Below are 16671 nucleotides of genomic sequence, written 5' to 3'. Positions count from 1 at the left end.
ATCTTTCCTGTCGAGGAACGTCCCATGAGCGTTGGCCCTCGCCCGCCGGCAGCCGGGAGGCAGCGTCCTTCACGCGTTGCCTCCCGGAAAGCCGCCGGTCACAAAGCCGTCGCGTCCGGTCCTATTCTGCTGCGCACCGCCGTCTGCACCTCGGCCTCCTCGGCCGGGTCGGCGGCGAGTCTGCGGAGCTGGTCCACGACGCGCGCGTCGCCCGTCTCCGCGTGGCGTGCGGCGACCTCGCGGGTCGACTCCTCACAGTCCCACAGGCATTCGACGGCGAATCCGGCGGCGAAGGAAGGGTCGGTGGCGGCCAGGGCCTTGGCGGCGTGGCCGCGCAGGTGGGACGAGGCGGTCTCGCGGTACACATGGCGCAGGACGGGGGCGGCGCAGGCGATGCCGAGGCGTCCGGCCCCGTCGACCAGGGGCCACAGTGTCGGCGCGTCGGCGCCTTCGCCGCGCACCGCCTCGCGCAGCGCGGCCAGGACCAGTTCGGTGTCCTGGGCGCCGCCGCGGCAGGCGAGCATGCGTCCCGCGGCGGCGCCGAGGGCGTCGGGCCTGGGGGCCCAGCGGCGGGCGCGCTCCAATGAGGCGACCGTCCGCATACGTTCGAAGGCGTCGAGGGCGGCGTCCACGACGGCGTGCGAGGGACTCTCCACGGCGGCCTCGATCAGATCGAGTACGTCTGGATCATGGGCGTCGGCGAGATAGCGCAGTGCCGTGCTGCGGGCGCCGTCGTGCCCGGTGAGCGCGGCCTGGACGATCTCGGCCCTGTCGCCGGGTCCGGCGACGGCGGTCAGGCAGCGCGCGGCGGGCACGTACAGGACGGCTCCTCGTTCGAGGCCTTCCTGGGCCCAGTCGAAGACGGCCCGCACGCTCCACCCGGGGCGTGGCCCGGAGGGGCGCATCTGGCGCTGCCACTGGTCGAAGGAGCCGCGTTCCTGGGCGGCGCGCACGCGGGCGCCGATGGCTTCCCTGGGATCCTCGGCCCACAGCCGCCACGGGCGCGGTTCGTAGGCGTCGCGCACGGCGGCGGCGAGTTCGGCGTCGCCGTCGGCGTCCTCGGGGAATCTGTCGAGGACGGGGGCGGCGAGCATGCGCAGCCCCGCGTCGTCGTCGCGCAGGGCCAGCTCGTCGAGCGCCCAGGCCCAGCTGGACCCGAAGGCGGCGTAGCGGCGCAGCAGCTCCAGGGCGTCGCGCCTGCCGTACGAGGCGAGGTGGCCGAGGACCGCGAGCGCGAGGCCCGTGCGTGACTCGTCCGTGTCGAGGACGTCTTCGGGGTCGAAGAGGTGCCGCTCGATCTCCCCGAGCTCGCCGTGGAGGTCGAGGTAGAGACGGGCGTAGTAGAGCGAGCGGTTCTCCACCTGCCAGTCGTGGCGGGGGTCGCTCAGCACACAGTGATTGAGAGCCGCGAGCGCTTCGGCGCGCGGCGCCGTCAGCGCGTGCAGCGTGCCGTCGCCGCGGCCCCGCTGCAGCAGGCCGAGCAGCGTACCGCTGGGCGCTATGACCGGATCGAACATGGGAAACAGCCTCACATCAAGCGTCGACGCAACCGGGGGAACCGCACTACCTGGCCGCGCGACAACACTGCGGGGCGCCCGCCGTCTCTTGCTTGCTGTAGACCATCTTCCTCTGCCTCTCGTCTGTGGCCCGAATCGGACCGTTCACGGCCCGCGCGGTGTGGCACCATCTGCCCCGCCGTCGCGTCCGTAAATCACGTCGTCATGATGACCCAGCGGTTCTTCCCGCCGCGACCACATTTCCTGCTCCCCCGTTCTGGCTGGTCAAAGCCGGTGTCTCAGGAAATGCCGAAGAGCTCCACAAGCTCCGCCTTGCCGAACATCCGGGCGGTGTCGACGGCCGACGGGGTCCCCGCCGCCGGGTCGGCGCCGCCGTCCAGCAGTGCCCGGATCACTTCGTCCTCGCCCTTGAAGACGGCGCCCGCGAGCGGGGTCTGGCCCCGGTCGTTGGCGCGGTCGGCGTCGGCGCCGCGCGCGAGGAGCGCGCGGACCGCCTCGGCGTGCCCGTGATAGGCGGCGAGCATCACGAGGGAGTCGCCACGGTCGTTCGTGAGGTTCGCCGATACGCCCGCGTCGACATAGGAGGCGAGCTGTTCGCTCTCGCCCCGGCGCGCAAGATCGAAGATCTTGGTCGCCAGTTCCACGACCTCGGGGTCGGGGACTTCGCTCATCGGAACAGACCGCCTTTGCGTGTACGGAGTGCTACGACCGTGCGGCCGTACGAGTGAATCGACAGAGTACTGCCCGGTTCGGCACATGAGCAGCGTCGGCCGAGGCAAAGATCACGAAGAGCCCTGACGGCGGTACGGCACACGCTCAGGAGGCTTACCGGGCGTCTGCCGAACGGGTGAAATCAAGAAAATTCCACCCATTTGCACCTTTTATCGTATGGATACATGCTGTGAGCCTGGAAGAACTCATGGTGACTGTCCCCATCGACCAGGAGAACTCACATGATCCTGTCCATCTCAGGCGTGGTGCTGCTCGGAATCATCGCCTTCCTCTTCTTCCGCAAAGACGGACTCAAGCCGTCGCACGGCCTGACCTGCGCCCTCTTCGGCTTCTACCTCGCGGGCACAGCCATCGCCCCGAGCATCAAGGCCGGCGGCGCGAGCCTGGCCGGCCTGCTCGGCGGGATCAAGTTCTGACCCCCTCCCCCTCGCACGCACCATCAGGAGACAGACGTGGCTCGGCGCCCCCTCCCCCGCATTCTGAGCAACGGCAGCGCATCCATCGCCCGGAGCCGGGAACTGGCACGGACGGCAGCCGACGGGGCCACGGACGTACTCCATCCCCTGATCACGATCAGCAAGGGCCTGGGCCGCCTGGCATCCGCCGGGCGGCACAAGTGGGCCGACACCCCGAAGGACCGGCGCGGACCGCTGTTGTTCCTGGTGGCAGCCCTGTTCCTGGTCGTGGTGCTGATTCCGTACGGGCCGCTGCTGGCCGTCATCACCCTGATGGCAGCGGCCGCGTGGAAGGGCCGGGACCACACCCCACCGGCGCCGACCGGCCCCGACAAGTCCCAGGTCGAGCGGCTCACCGCGCTCTACGAGGCGCTCGTCCCGTACTTCTCCGTCCCCGAGGACCCGAACCCACTGTTCGCCCACGGCGGCGAGTGGGAGAAGGCCTTCGAGTCGTACGACTTCGACGACGACGGGCGCGTCTCACGCATCGTGGTGCGCTACCCGGCGTACTTCACGGACGGCGAGGCCGACTCCCGCGCCCGCATCGAGCAGCTCCTGCACGCCAAGTCGGGCCGGGGCCGCGAGTACCACTTCGAGTGGGACGAGGAGGGCAACCGGCTGGCGGTCACCGTCATGCCCCCGCTGCCCACCGACATCGCAGCCCAGCGCTTCGTCACGGCACCGGGCGAGACGGTCCTCGGCTTCACCGACGAGAGCGGCACCCAGCGGACCCTCCCCCTCGGTGACGGCGACGAGCGGCGCGATGTGCCGCCCGTCGTCTGGCGCACGGGCATGCGCTCCACCGAGCCCCACCTCCTCGCCGTCGGCCACCCCGGCAGCGGGACCACCTCTCTCCTGCGCTCGATCGCACTCCAGGCCCTCCAGCACGGTGACGTCCTCATCGTGGAGGGCAACGGAACGGGCGACTACGCGTGCCTGACCGGACGCAGCGGTGTCCTGGCCGTCGAGTGCGGGCTCGCCGGCGCGCTGGCGAGCCTGGAATGGGCGGCCCACGAGACGGAGCGGCGCCTGATCTCCGCGAACCGGGCGCGCCAGGCCGGCCATCCCGCGCCCGACGACACCCGGCGCCCCCTGTGGATCCTGTTCGACCGGCCCAGCGTCCTCGGTCATCTGGCCGCGGCCGACGGACGCAAGGACCCGCAGACCCTGCTCCAGGTCCCTCTGCGGCACGGGCGCGCGGCCAATGTCACGGTCGTCGTGGCCGACCAGTTCGACAGCCTCGACTCCCTGACCGACACCGTCTGCCAGCACACACGCGCGCGCGTGGTGCTCGGCCCGGCCACGTACGACCAGATCGAGGACGTCCTCGGGGTGGCGCCCCACACGACGCCCACCCCGGACGTCCCGGCGGGACGGGGCTACGCGCGCCTCGGCGCGGGGGCCGTCCACCGCCTCCAGGTGCCGGCCACCCCCGATCCGTACGACGACGCGACGAGTGACGCGGACCGGCAGGCGGTGCTCGCGCTCCTCCCGCAGCGGACGACGCCGGACGACGCCGGCCCGGAGGCCGAACCCGTCGTCGAAGCCGCCGAGCCGGTCGAAGCCGTGGAAGCGGTGGAAGCGGTGGGTTCGGTGCGGACGGTCGCCGCCGAGGGGTGACGGCCGGGCCCCACCGGTCCTATGCGATGAGCGTCCGCGGCGGCTCAGCCCCGGACGCTCCGCCTTCCCGCACGAGCCGCGCCGCCGCCGCGAGCCGCACCGCCGCCTCGTCGGCGACCGCCCCGGAAACGGTGAACGGCAGCCGCACGTACCCCTCGAAGGCTCCGTCCACCCCGAAGCGAGGCCCCGAGGGCACCCGTACGCCGACGCGTTCGCCGACCTCGGCGAGCCGGGACCCCGACAGACCTCCGGCGCGCACCCACAGCGTCAGCCCGCCGACCGGCACGTCGAACTCCCAGTCGGGCACCTCGCGGCGCAGCGCGGCGACCAGCGCGGCACTGTTGTCCCTCGCCTGGCTGCGGCGCACTTCCACGGCCTCCTCCCAACCTCCCGTGCTGAGCAGCCAGTTCACGGCCAGCTGCTCCAGGACGGGCGTGCCGAGGTCGGCGTAGGCGCGCGCGGCCACGAGGCTGCGGATCACATCGGGCGCCGCCCGCACCCAGCCGATGCGCATGCCCGCCCAGAACGCCTTGCTCGCCGAGCCGACCGTGATGACGGTGGAGCCCGCCGGGTCGAAGGCGCAGACGCGGCGGGGCATGTCCAGGTCGGAGTCGAAGTGGAGCTCGGTCATGGTCTCGTCGACGACGAGCACCGTGCCGGCCGAGCGCGCCGCCTCGACGAGCTGCCTGCGCTGGTCCTCGTCGGCGAGCGCCCCGGTGGGGTTGTGGAAGTCGGCGACGACGTAGGCCAGGCGGGGCGCCGCGTCGCGCAGGACCTGCCGCCAGCGGTCGAGGTCCCATCCCGCGAGCCCCTCGGCCATGGCGACCGGGACGAGCCGGGCACCCGCCTCGCGCATGAGCTGGAGGATGTTGGCGTACGAGGGCGACTCGACGGCGATGCGCTCGCCGCGGCCCGCGAACAGATGACAGATCGCGTCGATCGCGCCCATCGCGCCGGTGGTCACCATGATCTGCTCGGGCATGGTCGGAATCCCGCGGGCGGTGTAGCGCTCGGCCAGCATCTCGCGCAGCGCGGGCAGGCCCGCCGGGTAGTCGCCGTGAGTGTGCGCGTAGGGCGGGAGTTCGCCGAGCGCGCCCTGGACGGCGCGGGTCAGCCAGGGCTCGGGGGCGGGCAGGGCCGCGGTGCCGAGGTCGATCATCGAGCCGAGGGCCTCGGGCGGCAGGGGCTCGAGGCCGCGCGCGGGCAGCGGGTTCCCGGCGGGCACGGCCGTCCAGCTGCCCGCTCCCCTGCGTGATTCGAGGAACCCCTCGCCGCGCAGCGCCTCGTAGGCGGCGGCGACGGTCGTGCGGCTGACGGCCAGGGAGACGGCGAGCTCGCGTTCGGCGGGCAGGCGCGCCGCGACAGGCACGCGCCCTTCGAGGACGAGGAGGCGGATGCCGTCGGCGAGGGCGCGGTAGGCGGGGGGACGGCGGCTCCCGGAGCCCGGAGGGCGCGTCTGCTGGGAGGTGAGCAGCCGGGCCAGCTGAGTCGCGCCGACCGCCGAAGTCCACTGAGCCATGGAGTCCAGTCCACCTTCCCCGAATTGGCCATGGTTGGCCTACGTTCTCAAGCCACAGAGTGTCATGCGACAGGCCACTACCACCACAGGGGGCTCCACTTGTCCGCGTCGTCCACGCCACCCGGCCCGGGTCTCACCCGGCGCCTTCTCCAGCTCTATGTCGGCCTGGCGCTGTACGGCGTGAGTTCCGGCCTCCTCGTGGAGGCGGGGCTCGGCCTGGAGCCGTGGAACGTGCTCCACCAGGGGCTCGCCGAACTCACGGGGCTCTCCATCGGCGTCGTGTCGATCATCGTGGGCGCGCTGGTGCTGCTCCTGTGGATCCCGATCAGGCAGCGCCCCGGCCTCGGCACCGTCTCGAACGTCTTCGTGGTCGGCATCGCGATGGACGGCGCGCTGGCCGTCGTCCCCGATGTGCACGCTCTCGGTGTCCGGATCCCGCTGATGGTGGCGGCGATCGTCCTGAACGGCATGGCGACGGGCCTCTACATCGCCGCCTCCTTCGGGCCCGGCCCGCGCGACGGCCTGATGACGGGGCTGCACCGGCGCACCGGCCGCTCGGTCCGGCTGGTGCGCACGACCATCGAGATCGCCGTGGTCGTGACGGGCTTCGTCCTCGGCGGCACCATCGGCGTCGGCACCGTCCTGTACGCCGTGGCGATCGGCCCGCTGGCCCAGGTGTTCCTGAAGGTCTTCGCCGCCCCAGCGCCTCCCGAGGCACCCACCTCGGTTGCCGGCGCGTCACCCGAAGGGGCGATACTTCCGCGATGACCACGCACGTACGCCATCCGTATCTCGACTGCTCCGGACCGCTGGCCTTCGCCCATCGCGGCGGGACAGCCGACGGTCTGGAGAACACGATGGCGGCGTTCCGGCGCTCCGTGGACCTCGGCTACCGCTACATCGAGACCGATGTGCACACCACGTCCGACGGCACGCTCGTGGCCTTCCACGACGCGACGCTCGACCGGGTCACCGACGCGGCGGGCAGGATAGCGGACCTCCCATGGAGCGACGTGCGCCACGCGCGCGTGGCGGGCCGCGAACCGGTGCCGCTCTTCGAGGAACTCCTGGAGACCTTCCCCGACGTGCGCTGGAACGTCGACGTCAAGGCCGAGCCCGCACTGCTTCCGCTGCTGGCCCTGATCGGCCGTCTGGACGCGTGGGACCGGGTCTGCGTCGGCTCGTTCTCGGAGGCCAGGGTCGCCCGGGCCCAGTCCCTCGCGGGCCCCCGCCTCGCCACGTCGTACGGCACGCGTGGCGTGCTCGGCCTGCGGCTGCGGTCGCTCGGGCTGCCCGCGGCGCTGCGCCCCTCGGCGGTGTGCGCCCAGGTACCCGTGGCCCAGTCGGGGATACGCATCGTCGACCGGCGCTTCGTCCGCGCGGCCCACGCGCGCGGGCTCCAGGTCCACGTGTGGACGGTCAACGACCGGACACAGATGGGTGAACTCCTCGACCTCGGCGTGGATGGCATCATGACCGATCACATCGAGACGCTGCGTGACGTGCTCACGGACCGGGGAGCCTGGACCTGACCGCACGCCGGACGCGTCCGGACACGGGGACAGCGAGGGGGCGCGGGTGGGCAGCGACACGGTGCGGGCGGAGCCGGCGGACGACGACGAGGCGGCGCAGCGGCGCCGGGAGCAGCGCGGCTGGTACTTCTACGACTGGGCGTGCTCGGTCTATTCGACGAGCGTCCTCACGGTGTTCCTCGGGCCGTATCTGACGGCGGTCGCCAAGTCGGCGGCGGACACGGACGGCTTCGTGCACCCGCTGGGGATACCGGTCCGGGCCGGCGCGTTCTTCGCGTACGCCGTCTCCGCCTCGGTGATCATCTCGATCCTGGTGATGCCGCTCGCGGGCGCGGCCGCCGACCGTACGGGCCGCAAGAAGCCGCTGCTCGCGGTCTCGGCGTATCTGGGGGCCGCGGCGACGGCCGGCATGTTCTTCCTGGACGGGGACCGCTATCTGCTGGGCGGGTTCCTGCTCGTCGTGGCCAATGCCTCGCTCGCGGTGTCGATGGTCCTCTACAACTCGTATCTGCCCCAGATCGCGACCCCCGAGGAACGCGACGCGGTCTCCTCGCGCGGCTGGGCGTTCGGCTACGCGTCCGGGGCGCTCGTCCTCGTGGCGAACCTCGTCCTGTACTCCGGCCACGACTCCTTCGGTGTCTCCGAGTCGGCGGCGGTACGGATCTGCCTGGCCTCCGCGGGCGTGTGGTGGGGCGCGTTCACGCTCGTACCGCTACGGCGCCTGCGAGACCGGCGCACGGCGCCCGCCGGCGGCGAGACAGCCGCCGTGCCCGGCTGGCGCCAACTGGCGTCGACCGTGCGCGACATGCGCCGCCGCCCGCTGACGCTCTCGTTCCTGCTCGCCTATCTGGTCTACAACGACGGCATCCAGACGGTGATCTCGCAGGCATCCGTGTACGGCTCGGAGGAGCTCGGCCTCGACCAGTCGACGCTGATCGTGGCGGTACTGCTGGTCCAGGTCCTCGCCGTGGCGGGGGCGCTCGCGATGGGCCGCCTCGCCCGTGCGTACGGCGCGAAGAACACGATCCTCGGCTCGCTGATCGCCTGGACGGTCACGATCGGGGCGGGTTACTTCCTGCCGTCGGGGGCCCCGGTGTGGTTCTTCGCGCTGGCGGCCGGGATCGGGCTCGTACTTGGCGGCACACAGGCACTGTCCCGTTCCCTTTTCTCGCATCTGGTGCCGGCCGGCAAGGAGGCCGAGTACTACTCCGCATACGAGATGAGCGACCGGGGTATGAGCTGGCTCGGACCGCTCGTCTTCGGTCTCGCGTACCAGCTGACCGGCAGCTACAGGGACGCCATCGTGTCCCTGGTGGCGTTCTTCGTGATCGGCTTTGTGCTGCTGGCCCGGGTTCCGGTGAGGCGGGCGGTGCGCGACGCGGGAAATCCCGTACCCACCCGGATTTAGCGCCTGGGGCCAAAGGCCGGTAGTGTACGCGTTTGGCCTGCCAGGCGTACCGTTACTGCACGTCAATATCGCAAACTGCTGGGTGACATCTGCTGGCAGATGTGACAAACCGGGCGCCGGTGGGTACAACAAGGGGCGGCTACGACGGCGACGCATGACCCGGAACGGGAATCTTTACCGCCGACCGGACGTTGACCGGATGACGACGACAGCGACACCTGTCCTGTGGGCGACAAGCCCGGGAGGCACGATTCATGAGTGAGCGAGCTCTTCGCGGCACGCGCCTCGTGGTGACAAGCTACGAGACGGACCGCGGCATCGACCTGGCCCCGCGCCAGGCCGTGGAGTACGCATGCGAGAAGGGACATCGCTTTGAGATGCCCTTCTCGGTGGAGGCGGAAATTCCGCCGGAGTGGGAGTGCAAGGTCTGCGGGGCCCAGGCACTTCTCGTGGACGGCGACGGCCCTGAGGAGAAGAAGGCCAAGCCGGCGCGTACGCATTGGGACATGCTGATGGAGCGGCGTACCCGCGAGGAGCTCGAAGAGGTCCTCGAGGAGCGGCTCGCCGTTCTCCGATCGGGCGCCATGAACATCGCGGTGCATCCGCGCGACAGCCGCAAGTCCGCCTGATCCCTCGGGAGCAGCCGGAGCGCGACTGAACAAAGCCGTGGGCCGGACACACGTCACGTGTGTCCGGCCCACGGCTTTTCGCGCCTCCTGTACCGGCCTTCGCCTTCACGTCCGGCGCCGGGCGGGGCTCAGGCAGCTTCTGAGCCCCGCCCGGGCTCAGGGAGCGATCGGGGGGCGCGGACCCGCTTCGGGGCGCTCTGCGGGCCGCCCACCGTCCTTGATCACCTCGCCCTGGATGACCGTGCCCTCGGGCCGGTGCATCCGGGCCTGCTGAAAGGCGTCGCCGAGGGTCCCGGGGGCGGCCGACCGCATCTTCCGCTCGACGGTCCGCTCCGTGTAGCGGCTCAGCGCCGTGCGCACGGGCGGGACGAGCAGGAGAAGACCCAGGGCGTCGGAGACGAGGCCGGGGATCATCAGGAGCAGGCCCGCCAGCATCAACAGACCGTTGCCCCCGGAGCGCTGCTCGCCTGCCGGTACCGCGCCGCTCTGCTGCTGTTGCAGGGTCTCGCTCAGATTCCTGAAGGCCCGGCGCCCGGCGCGCTTGATGACGACGGCACCGACCACGATCCCGGCGAGCAGCAGCAAGAAGACGGTGAACCCGCCGGCCGCGGCGGCCACCACGGTCAGCAGCCAGATCTCCAGGACCAGCCATGCGGCGATGCCGAGCGGCAGGAACGTGCGGACCCGGGAGCGCCGGGGCGCGGTGGGGCGCGAAGGGGGCGGAGTGCCTGTGGTCATGCCCCCAGTGTGCCTGGGCCCCGGCGCGAGTGGCGTAAGGGGGAGATCAAGATCGACAAAGGCCCGGGCTCAGGGCTGTTTGCGGCCGATCACACGCCCCATGCGCTCCCCCACGCCCCATGCGGTGACCCGCCACAGTGCCTCGACGACGATGTCACGGCTCATCTTGGAGTCGCCGAGCTCGCGCTCGACGAAGGTGATGGGCACTTCGACGACGTGATAGCCGGCCCTGACCGCACGTCGCGCGAGGTCGACCTGGAAGCAGTAGCCCTGGGAGGAGACCTCGCCGAGCCCGAGGCCTTCGAGGGTCTCGCGGCGGAAGGCGCGGAAGCCGCCGGTGACGTCCCGGATCGGCACGTCGAGCAGGAGCCGCGAGTACGTGCTGCCGCCGCGGGAGAGGAACTCGCGTGACTTCGGCCAGTTGACGACCCGTCCGCCCGGCACCCAGCGCGAGCCGAGCACGAGGTCGGAGCCCTTCAGCGCGGTCAGCAGCCGGGGCAGCTCCTCGGGCTGATGCGAGCCGTCGGCGTCCATCTCCACCAGGACGCCGTAGCCGCGCTCCAAGCCCCAGCGGAACCCCGCGAGATAGGCCGCGCCGAGCCCTTCCTTGCCCTGTCGGTGCAGGACCTGGACCTGGTCGTCGGCCGAGGCGAGCTCGTCGGCGAGCTTTCCCGTGCCGTCGGGGCTGTTGTCGTCGGCGACGAGGACATGCGCCTCGGGCACGGACGCGCGCACCCGGCCGACGATCGACTTGATGTTCTCCGCCTCGTTGTAGGTCGGGATGATCACCAGCGCCGTACCGAGAGGACCGAACTGCCGCCCACCGCCGTCGTTCACAGCTTCCCCTTAAGACTCCTGTACGAGGGGACCACCATAGCGAGGCCGCTTGTCGGTGCAGGTAAGGCGCCCTGCACGAAGCTGCGGGATCGGGGCCCGGCGCCCTTCGGGCCGACCTGGGACCCGCTGGCTGCGGGTCTACCGAGAGCCGTTGTCTACTGAGCTTCCGGGCCCCACCCGGGTCGCACCGTCCCCCGTGCTCCCGCGGAGCAGGGAAGGACCGTCATCCGGCCGGAACGTTCCAGCGCCCCATGGCGCGGGTGCTGGGCCTGGCTCCCAGTGGCGGTGCGCCGGTGCGGCACACCGCCCCATGACCCAGCGGCGTTCATCGACTGCGCGGAGGTTCCCCGGTCGGACGTCCAGTGGTGGACCCGGCAGAACCTACCCGTCGACCGCGCCCAGCTGTCAACACCCGTTTGAGCTGCGGTTATTGGGGAAACCGCCTGGTCAGTGCCGAGGATCCGCAGGTCGCGCGAACGTGCGGCCGAGCGCGATCGGCGGTACTGCGTCCGCCGACATCACTCGTCCGGCCCTACGTACACGGTCCGCCCGCCGACCACCGTGCGCAGGCAGAGCGGCAGTTGGGCCCCCGGCGTGAGATCCGGGAGACCGGGCGTCCCCGAGCGCGGGTCGGTCGACCAGCGCGCGACGCGGTCGTCCGGCGCCTGGACGACGAGCTCCTCGGTGCGCCACACGGCGTAGTCCGCCGGGGCGCCCGGCACCAGGATGCCCGCGTCGTCCCGGCCGACGGCGCGCCAGCCGCCGCGGGTGTGCGCGGCGAACGCGGCCCGTACGGACACCCGGTGCTCGGGCGTGCGGTGGAAGGCCGCGGCGCGGAGCGTGCCCCACGGGTCGAGCGGGGTGACCGGGCTGTCGGAGCCGAAGGCCAGCGGGACCCCGGCCCGCAGGAGGGCGGCGAACGGGTTGAGGGCGCGGGCCCGTTCCACGCCGAGACGATCGGCGTACATGCCGTCCTCCCCGCCCCACAGGGCGTCGAAGGCGGGCTGTACGGACGCGGTGAGGCCGAACTCGGCGAAGGAGGCGATGGTCTCCGGGGACAGCATCTCCGCGTGCTCGACGCGATGCCGTGCGGCCCTGACCCGGGCGAGGCCCACCTTCTCGGCGGCGGCGCGCACGCCGTCCACCACGGCGGTCACCGCGGCGTCCCCGATGGCGTGGAATCCCGCCTGGAGTCCCGCCTCGGTGCAGGCGACGACGTGGGCGGCGACGGCGTGGGCGTCCAGGTAGGAGGTGCCGGTGTGCCCGGCGGACGCGTCTGCGTACGGCTCGTGCAGGCAGGCCGTGTGGGAGCCGAGGGCGCCGTCCACGAAGAGGTCACCGGCGGCGCCGACGGCGCCCAGCGCGCGGGCGCGCTCGATGTCCAGGTCGGCCCAGTAGCCGACGACCCGGGGGCCGGGTTCCTCGGCGGCCAGGCGCAGCAGGCCCGTGAAGTCGTCCTCGGAGGAGATCTCGGGGCCGCCGCACTCGTGCACGGAGCCGATCCCCAGGGAGGCCGCGTGCCGCAGCGCCGCGCGCTGGGCCTCCGTGCGCTGCTGCGGGGTGACGGCGGCGTGGGCGGCGGCGCGCACGGCGTGGTGGGCGTCACGGGTCAGCGGCCCGTCGGGGGTGAACCCGGGGCGGTCCGCGATGCCGGGGACGAGATCGAGCAGGGCCGTGGTGACGGCGGCCGAGTGGACGTCGATACGGGAGAGGTAGAGCGGGCGGCCGCCGGCCGCCTCGTCGAGCTCGGCGCGGGTGAGGGGCTCGCCGTCGGGCCAGCGGGCGGCGTCCCAGCCGTGGCCGAGGAGGATCCGGTCCGTGGGGCGGGCGGCCGCGTGGGCGCGGACGAGGGCGAGCGCCTCGCCCCGGTCGCGGGCCGCGGAGAGGTCGAGGCCGGTCAGGGCGAGCCCCGTCGACGTGGTGTGGACGTGGGCGTCGGTGAACGCGGGAGTGACGAGCGCGCCTTCGAGGTCGACGACCTCGTCGACCCCCTCGGCGAACGCGTCGGCCGCGCCTTCGGAGCCGACCCAGGCGACGTGTCCCCGCTCGACGACCATGGCCGTGGCGAAGGGGTCGGCGGGGCTGTGGACGTCGCCACCGCGCAGAAGGACGGTGCGGGACTCTGCCGGTGCGGGCGTGGGGGTCGTACTCATGGGGACAGTTTCCCGCGTTTGTGCCACCGGGCCGCACCCGGGGGCCCGCAGCGGTCGGACCCGGGCCGGTCAGACGCGGGGCGGCCGTGCCTCGTACGGGGTGGAGAGGACCACGGTCGTACGGGTGGAGACGCCGGCCAGGGAGCGCACCCGCGCGAGCAGGTTCTCCAGGTCGTGCGGGGTCTCGACGCGGACCTTGAGGATGTAGTTCTCGTCGCCGGCGACGCTGTGGCAGGCCTCGATCTCGGGCACGCCGGCCAGACGTTCCGCGATGTCGTCGGGGGCGCTGGGGTCGAACGGTTTCACCGAGATGAAGGCGGTGAGCGACAGGCCGACCGCCTCGGGGTCGACCACTGCGGCATAGCCGCGGATGACCCCACGCTGTTCGAGGCGGCGCACGCGCTGGTGCACCGCGGACGTGGACAGGCCCGTGGCCTTGCCCAGGTCGGTGTAGCTCATCCGCCCGTCCTTGACGAGCAGCTGCACGATCTGTCGGTCGAGCTCCTCCATGGCGCAGAACCTACAGTGCCCTTGATCCCCGCGGATACCCGAATGATCCCTGCGGATACCCGAGCGGACCATGAGGGCGGATACGCCTACCTGCGGCCGGGCATCCGCAATCACCATGTGACGAAGACCACACCTGTCGAACCGTGTCCAGGCGCGTGCCACGATTACCCCCACGACGGGACGGGAAGTGCTTGCTGTGGTCGAGGCCGCAGCGCCTTGTCGGCCCACCCGAGGGGGAGAGTCCCATGCAGAATGTGAAGCGTCCCGGTCGTCCTGCCCGCAGCCGGCAGCAGCCGGTGATCGAGTCCGAGCCGGAGGGTGTCGAACCGGAGGACACCGGAACTGACGCGTTCGACGCGTACGACACCTTCGAGATGTACCGGGTGTTCTGCCCGGACTGCGCGCAGCCGATCGCGCTGCTCGCCGACGAGGACGTGCTGCCCGAGCACGCGCTGTGCGCCTCGCCGTGGAACCCGTTCGGTCTCACGGTCTGCGCCGGTACGGGCCGCGCGGCGGCCGACGCCCGGCCCGCCGACGACTCGGCAATGGCCCAGGAGCAGGACGCCGCGCTTTTGTTGACGCTCCCTCAGGGTCTCGACTGGCGGATGCAGCCCTTCTCGCACGTGGCCGGCCCGGGTTCGCGCCCGCTGCGCATCCCCGAGCAGATGCGCCGCACGGCCGCCTGACGACGCCTCAAGTCCAGTAACTGCCCTGCACCATGGCCCGCAGACTGGCATGGTGCAGGATCAGTGTGTCCGGATCGTCCGGCACGGCCACCTCTTTGAAATACACCTGCCGGTAGGCGACGCGCAGCATCACGATGGCGTGGCGCAGGGCGGCGTACAGGGTGTAAAAGTCCATGTCGCGCGGTGTGTGGCCGGTGAGTCGGGCGTAGCGCCGCTCGATGTCCGCGCGGCGCAGGAAGCCGGGCAGGCCGGCCTGGCCGAAACTCTCGGTCAGGTCCTGGAAGAAGCGGTGCAGGTACACGGTCCAGCCGAGGTCGACCTCGCGCGGGGCCAGTGCCGCCATTTCCCAGTCGAGCACGGCGGCCGGTTCGAAGCCGTCGTAGATGATGTTCCCGATGCGGGCGTCGCCCCAGTTGAGGACGGGTTCGCCCTCGTCGGCCGGCCAGAGTTCGGCGAGCCGGTCGAAGCCGCTCTCGATGAGCGGCGAGGACGGCAGTCCGTCCACCACCCAGGCGTAGTAGGCACGTTGGGCCTCGACGTGGCGGCGCAGGGCGCTTCCCCGGCCGGGCGCGGCGAGGAACTCGGCCTCGGACGCGGGGACTCCGTCGTGCAGGCGGGCGATGAGGCCCACGGTCGCTTCCTGGAGCCGTGCGCGTTCGGCGTCCGTCGCGGAGTGCAGCCAGTTCCCTTCGTAGGTGTAGGGCATGACGTCCGGCGGCACGCGGCCCTCGACGCGCTCCATCACGAAGAACGGGGCGCCCAGCGGCCCCGGATCCTCCTCCAGCCACGCAACCCGCGGCACCGGCAGCCCGGTGCGCTCGGCGGCGAGCCGCATCGTGCGGTACTGCCGCGTCATGTCGTAGTCGGGGAAGATCGTGTACGCGGACGGGTCGGCGGCGAGCCTCAACGCGCACGCACGGAGCGGGGGTTCGGGGTGTTCGATGTCGAAGAGCAGGGTCTCGCTGGACATGCCGTTGGACTCGGGGACGCTCACGTTCACGGCTTTGGCGCCCGGCAGACGGACGGCCAGCCACGAGGTGAGCTTCCGGGCCACTTCCTCCGGGTCACGGGTGCTGGTGCGCGGTCGGGGTGCTGTCGCCATCGCAGGCTCCTTTCAGGGCGCCACGGAGTCGTAGCCGGTGAAACCGCTCGGGTCGTGCCTGCCGAAGCTGCCGTGCTCGAAGATGCCGTGGCCGACCTGGCCGTCCAGGGTGAAGCGCGCCGCGTGGTCGATGACGCCGTAGGCGGCCAGCGGGTGGGCGGCGGGGTCGGAGAGGTCGTAGCTGCGACGGTCGGTCCAGTCGTGGCCGCGCCAGGTGCCGTGCTGCCAGTCGTCCGCGGGCGGGTAGCCGGCGCCGACGGCGAGCGGGGACGAGGCGAGGATCTCGACGCCGAGTTCCAGGGGCTTGCGGGAGAGCGGGTCGATGAGGTGCACGACGGCGCTCTCGGGATGGCGGGTGCCGGCCCGGTAGGTGATGTCGGCCTGGGGCCAGCCGAGTTGGAGGTCCGGGTGGCCGTCGCGGACGACGGTGGCGTCGTTGAGGGTGCGGTAGCCGTCGGCGTCCTCCTGGACGATCACCATCAGGAAGCGGTCGTCGAAGCGGACCGGTGACCAGATCCAGTGGAAGCCCTCGGTCCTGTTCTCCTCGGCGAGCCGGCCGCCCTCCTCGCCGGGGACCGGGCGCACGCCCCAACTGCGGTCGCGGGTGCCGGTCCAGCCGTCGAGGGACACCTCGCGCCCGCCGATGCGCAGCCGGCCGTCACAGCGCCCGGCCTGCACGAAGCGCCTGCCCTCGAGGGTGAGCCGGCCGCCGCGCCGCTGCGTGTGATGGGGCTCCCAGAGGGCCGGGAAGGCCGCCGACCAGTTGATCTCGTACGCGAGCCCGTCGGGGTTGTCCGGGTCGGCCTCGCAGGTCAGGACGAAGTCCTTCAGGGGACGTTCCACCTGGATCCGGAGCGGGCCGACGGCGAGTTCCATGCGGCTGTCGTCGCGCAGGGCGTCGGAGGCGCGGACCGCGTGCAGGGTGTCGCCGACGCGCAGGGTCGCGTACGCGTCGATGACGCCGAGGTTCGGGTAGACGCCGAGGCCGAGGATGAGCAGGAACTCCCCGGTGGGGTCGACGAGGTGGAAGATGCACCGGTCGTAGGCGTTGCGGTCACCGGTCGCGACGTGCTTCATGGACAGCGGGACCTGGTGGACCGGGTATTCGTCGAGTGCGACGGGGCGGTCGTCTGCCACGCGTTTCCTCCCTGGGCGTACGGCGGTTGACGTCGCCCGGAGGGGTGCGGCCCCCGGCGGCGGAGTTGACGGTACGTCAGCTGAGCCGCCGGAGCC

16 protein-coding genes are annotated in these 16671 nt (G+C 71.9%); 7 read left to right on the top strand and 9 right to left on the bottom strand.

All coding sequences use genetic code 11. From position 1 onward, the window contains the following. Nucleotides 1-98 precede the first annotated feature (98 nt). Together ACFC96_RS24925 and ACFC96_RS24920 are read right to left on the bottom strand one after the other, a co-directional pair. Nucleotides 99-1517, bottom strand: a complete 1419-nt coding sequence (locus ACFC96_RS24925) for a HEAT repeat domain-containing protein (protein WP_376614149.1) — start codon at nt 1515-1517, stop codon at nt 99-101. Nucleotides 1518-1795: 278 nt separating this feature from the next. Next, a complete protein-coding gene (locus ACFC96_RS24920; protein WP_376257541.1) occupies nt 1796-2188 on the bottom strand; it encodes an ankyrin repeat domain-containing protein in 393 nt (130 codons plus the stop codon). Nucleotides 2189-2470: 282 nt separating this feature from the next. On the opposite strand from ACFC96_RS24920, the gene ACFC96_RS24915 reads away from it, so the two are divergent. Continuing rightward, complete coding sequence (locus ACFC96_RS24915) at nt 2471-2665, top strand: hypothetical protein (RefSeq protein WP_266668277.1); 195 nt, start codon at nt 2471-2473, stop codon at nt 2663-2665. Nucleotides 2666-2701: 36 nt separating this feature from the next. Next, the gene (locus ACFC96_RS24910; protein WP_376614147.1) at nt 2702-4324 is read left to right on the top strand and encodes a hypothetical protein; all 1623 of its coding nucleotides are present in this window, start codon (nt 2702-2704) and stop codon (nt 4322-4324) included. A gap of 19 nt (nt 4325-4343) precedes the next feature. Here ACFC96_RS24910 and ACFC96_RS24905 read toward each other — a convergent pair whose 3' ends face one another. Continuing rightward, entirely contained in the window at nt 4344-5843 is a 1500-nt protein-coding gene (locus ACFC96_RS24905; protein WP_376614145.1) for a PLP-dependent aminotransferase family protein, read from the bottom strand. A 99-nt stretch (nt 5844-5942) separates the two neighbouring features. Between ACFC96_RS24905 and ACFC96_RS24900 the strand changes: the two genes are divergently transcribed. From ACFC96_RS24900 to ACFC96_RS24885, 4 genes are all read left to right on the top strand, one after another. After that, nucleotides 5943-6611: a YitT family protein gene (locus ACFC96_RS24900; RefSeq protein ID WP_376257535.1), complete on the top strand. Its 669-nt coding sequence runs from the start codon at nt 5943-5945 to the stop codon at nt 6609-6611. Next, complete coding sequence (locus ACFC96_RS24895) at nt 6608-7375, top strand: glycerophosphodiester phosphodiesterase (RefSeq protein WP_376257533.1); 768 nt, start codon at nt 6608-6610, stop codon at nt 7373-7375. Before ACFC96_RS24900 ends, ACFC96_RS24895 begins: the two co-directional genes overlap by 4 nt. Nucleotides 7376-7421: 46 nt before the next feature. Then, a complete protein-coding gene (locus tag ACFC96_RS24890) occupies nt 7422-8783 on the top strand; it encodes an MFS transporter (RefSeq protein ID WP_376614143.1) in 1362 nt (453 codons plus the stop codon). 254 nt (nt 8784-9037) lie between these two features. Next, the gene (locus ACFC96_RS24885; RefSeq protein WP_003977404.1) at nt 9038-9412 is read left to right on the top strand and encodes an RNA polymerase-binding protein RbpA; all 375 of its coding nucleotides are present in this window, start codon (nt 9038-9040) and stop codon (nt 9410-9412) included. 156 nt (nt 9413-9568) lie between these two features. On the opposite strand, the gene fxsA is transcribed toward ACFC96_RS24885, so the two are convergent. From fxsA to ACFC96_RS24865, 4 genes are all read right to left on the bottom strand, one after another. Next, a complete protein-coding gene (gene fxsA, locus ACFC96_RS24880; protein WP_376614141.1) occupies nt 9569-10150 on the bottom strand; it encodes an FxsA family membrane protein in 582 nt (193 codons plus the stop codon). Between the two features lie 69 nt (nt 10151-10219). After that, a complete protein-coding gene (locus ACFC96_RS24875; protein ID WP_376257527.1) occupies nt 10220-10987 on the bottom strand; it encodes a polyprenol monophosphomannose synthase in 768 nt (255 codons plus the stop codon). A 518-nt stretch (nt 10988-11505) separates the two neighbouring features. After that, nucleotides 11506-13140 carry an amidohydrolase gene (locus tag ACFC96_RS24870; protein WP_376614140.1) on the bottom strand — a complete coding sequence of 545 codons (1635 nt, stop codon included), beginning with the start codon at nt 13138-13140 and terminating at the stop codon, nt 11506-11508. Nucleotides 13141-13209: 69 nt separating this feature from the next. Continuing rightward, the gene (locus ACFC96_RS24865; RefSeq protein WP_100597468.1) at nt 13210-13650 is read right to left on the bottom strand and encodes an Lrp/AsnC family transcriptional regulator; all 441 of its coding nucleotides are present in this window, start codon (nt 13648-13650) and stop codon (nt 13210-13212) included. A 245-nt stretch (nt 13651-13895) separates the two neighbouring features. Between ACFC96_RS24865 and ACFC96_RS24860 the strand changes: the two genes are divergently transcribed. After that, nucleotides 13896-14336, top strand: a complete 441-nt coding sequence (locus tag ACFC96_RS24860) for a hypothetical protein (RefSeq protein ID WP_376614138.1) — start codon at nt 13896-13898, stop codon at nt 14334-14336. Between the two features lie 7 nt (nt 14337-14343). On the opposite strand, the gene ACFC96_RS24855 is transcribed toward ACFC96_RS24860, so the two are convergent. Further along, nucleotides 14344-15438 carry a phosphotransferase family protein gene (locus tag ACFC96_RS24855; RefSeq protein WP_376614136.1) on the bottom strand — a complete coding sequence of 365 codons (1095 nt, stop codon included), beginning with the start codon at nt 15436-15438 and terminating at the stop codon, nt 14344-14346. Nucleotides 15439-15450: 12 nt separating this feature from the next. Then, nucleotides 15451-16575, bottom strand: coding sequence for a hypothetical protein (locus tag ACFC96_RS24850; protein ID WP_376614134.1), 1125 nt, complete (start codon nt 16573-16575; stop codon nt 15451-15453). Nucleotides 16576-16671: the final 96 nt, after the last annotated feature.

Origin of the sequence: Streptomyces sp. NPDC055955, from assembly GCF_042270245.1 — a bacterium.
Classification (GTDB): Bacteria; Actinomycetota; Actinomycetes; order Streptomycetales; family Streptomycetaceae; genus Streptomyces.
The sequence above is the reverse complement of the archived record's forward strand: the minus strand, read 5'-3'. Positions and strand labels throughout refer to the sequence as shown.

Coding starts and splice junctions, on each gene's coding strand:
- ACFC96_RS24925 (WP_376614149.1), bottom strand. CDS start 1,517: ATGTTCGATCCGGTCATAGCGCCCAGCGGTACGCTGCTCGGCCTGCTG.
- ACFC96_RS24920 (WP_376257541.1), bottom strand. CDS start 2,188: ATGAGCGAAGTCCCCGACCCCGAGGTCGTGGAACTGGCGACCAAGATC.
- ACFC96_RS24915 (WP_266668277.1), top strand. CDS start 2,471: ATGATCCTGTCCATCTCAGGCGTGGTGCTGCTCGGAATCATCGCCTTC.
- ACFC96_RS24905 (WP_376614145.1), bottom strand. CDS start 5,843: ATGGCTCAGTGGACTTCGGCGGTCGGCGCGACTCAGCTGGCCCGGCTG.
- ACFC96_RS24895 (WP_376257533.1), top strand. CDS start 6,608: ATGACCACGCACGTACGCCATCCGTATCTCGACTGCTCCGGACCGCTG.
- ACFC96_RS24885 (WP_003977404.1), top strand. CDS start 9,038: ATGAGTGAGCGAGCTCTTCGCGGCACGCGCCTCGTGGTGACAAGCTAC.
- fxsA (WP_376614141.1), bottom strand. CDS start 10,150: ATGACCACAGGCACTCCGCCCCCTTCGCGCCCCACCGCGCCCCGGCGC.
- ACFC96_RS24870 (WP_376614140.1), bottom strand. CDS start 13,140: ATGAGTACGACCCCCACGCCCGCACCGGCAGAGTCCCGCACCGTCCTT.
- ACFC96_RS24865 (WP_100597468.1), bottom strand. CDS start 13,650: ATGGAGGAGCTCGACCGACAGATCGTGCAGCTGCTCGTCAAGGACGGG.
- ACFC96_RS24860 (WP_376614138.1), top strand. CDS start 13,896: ATGCAGAATGTGAAGCGTCCCGGTCGTCCTGCCCGCAGCCGGCAGCAG.
- ACFC96_RS24855 (WP_376614136.1), bottom strand. CDS start 15,438: ATGGCGACAGCACCCCGACCGCGCACCAGCACCCGTGACCCGGAGGAA.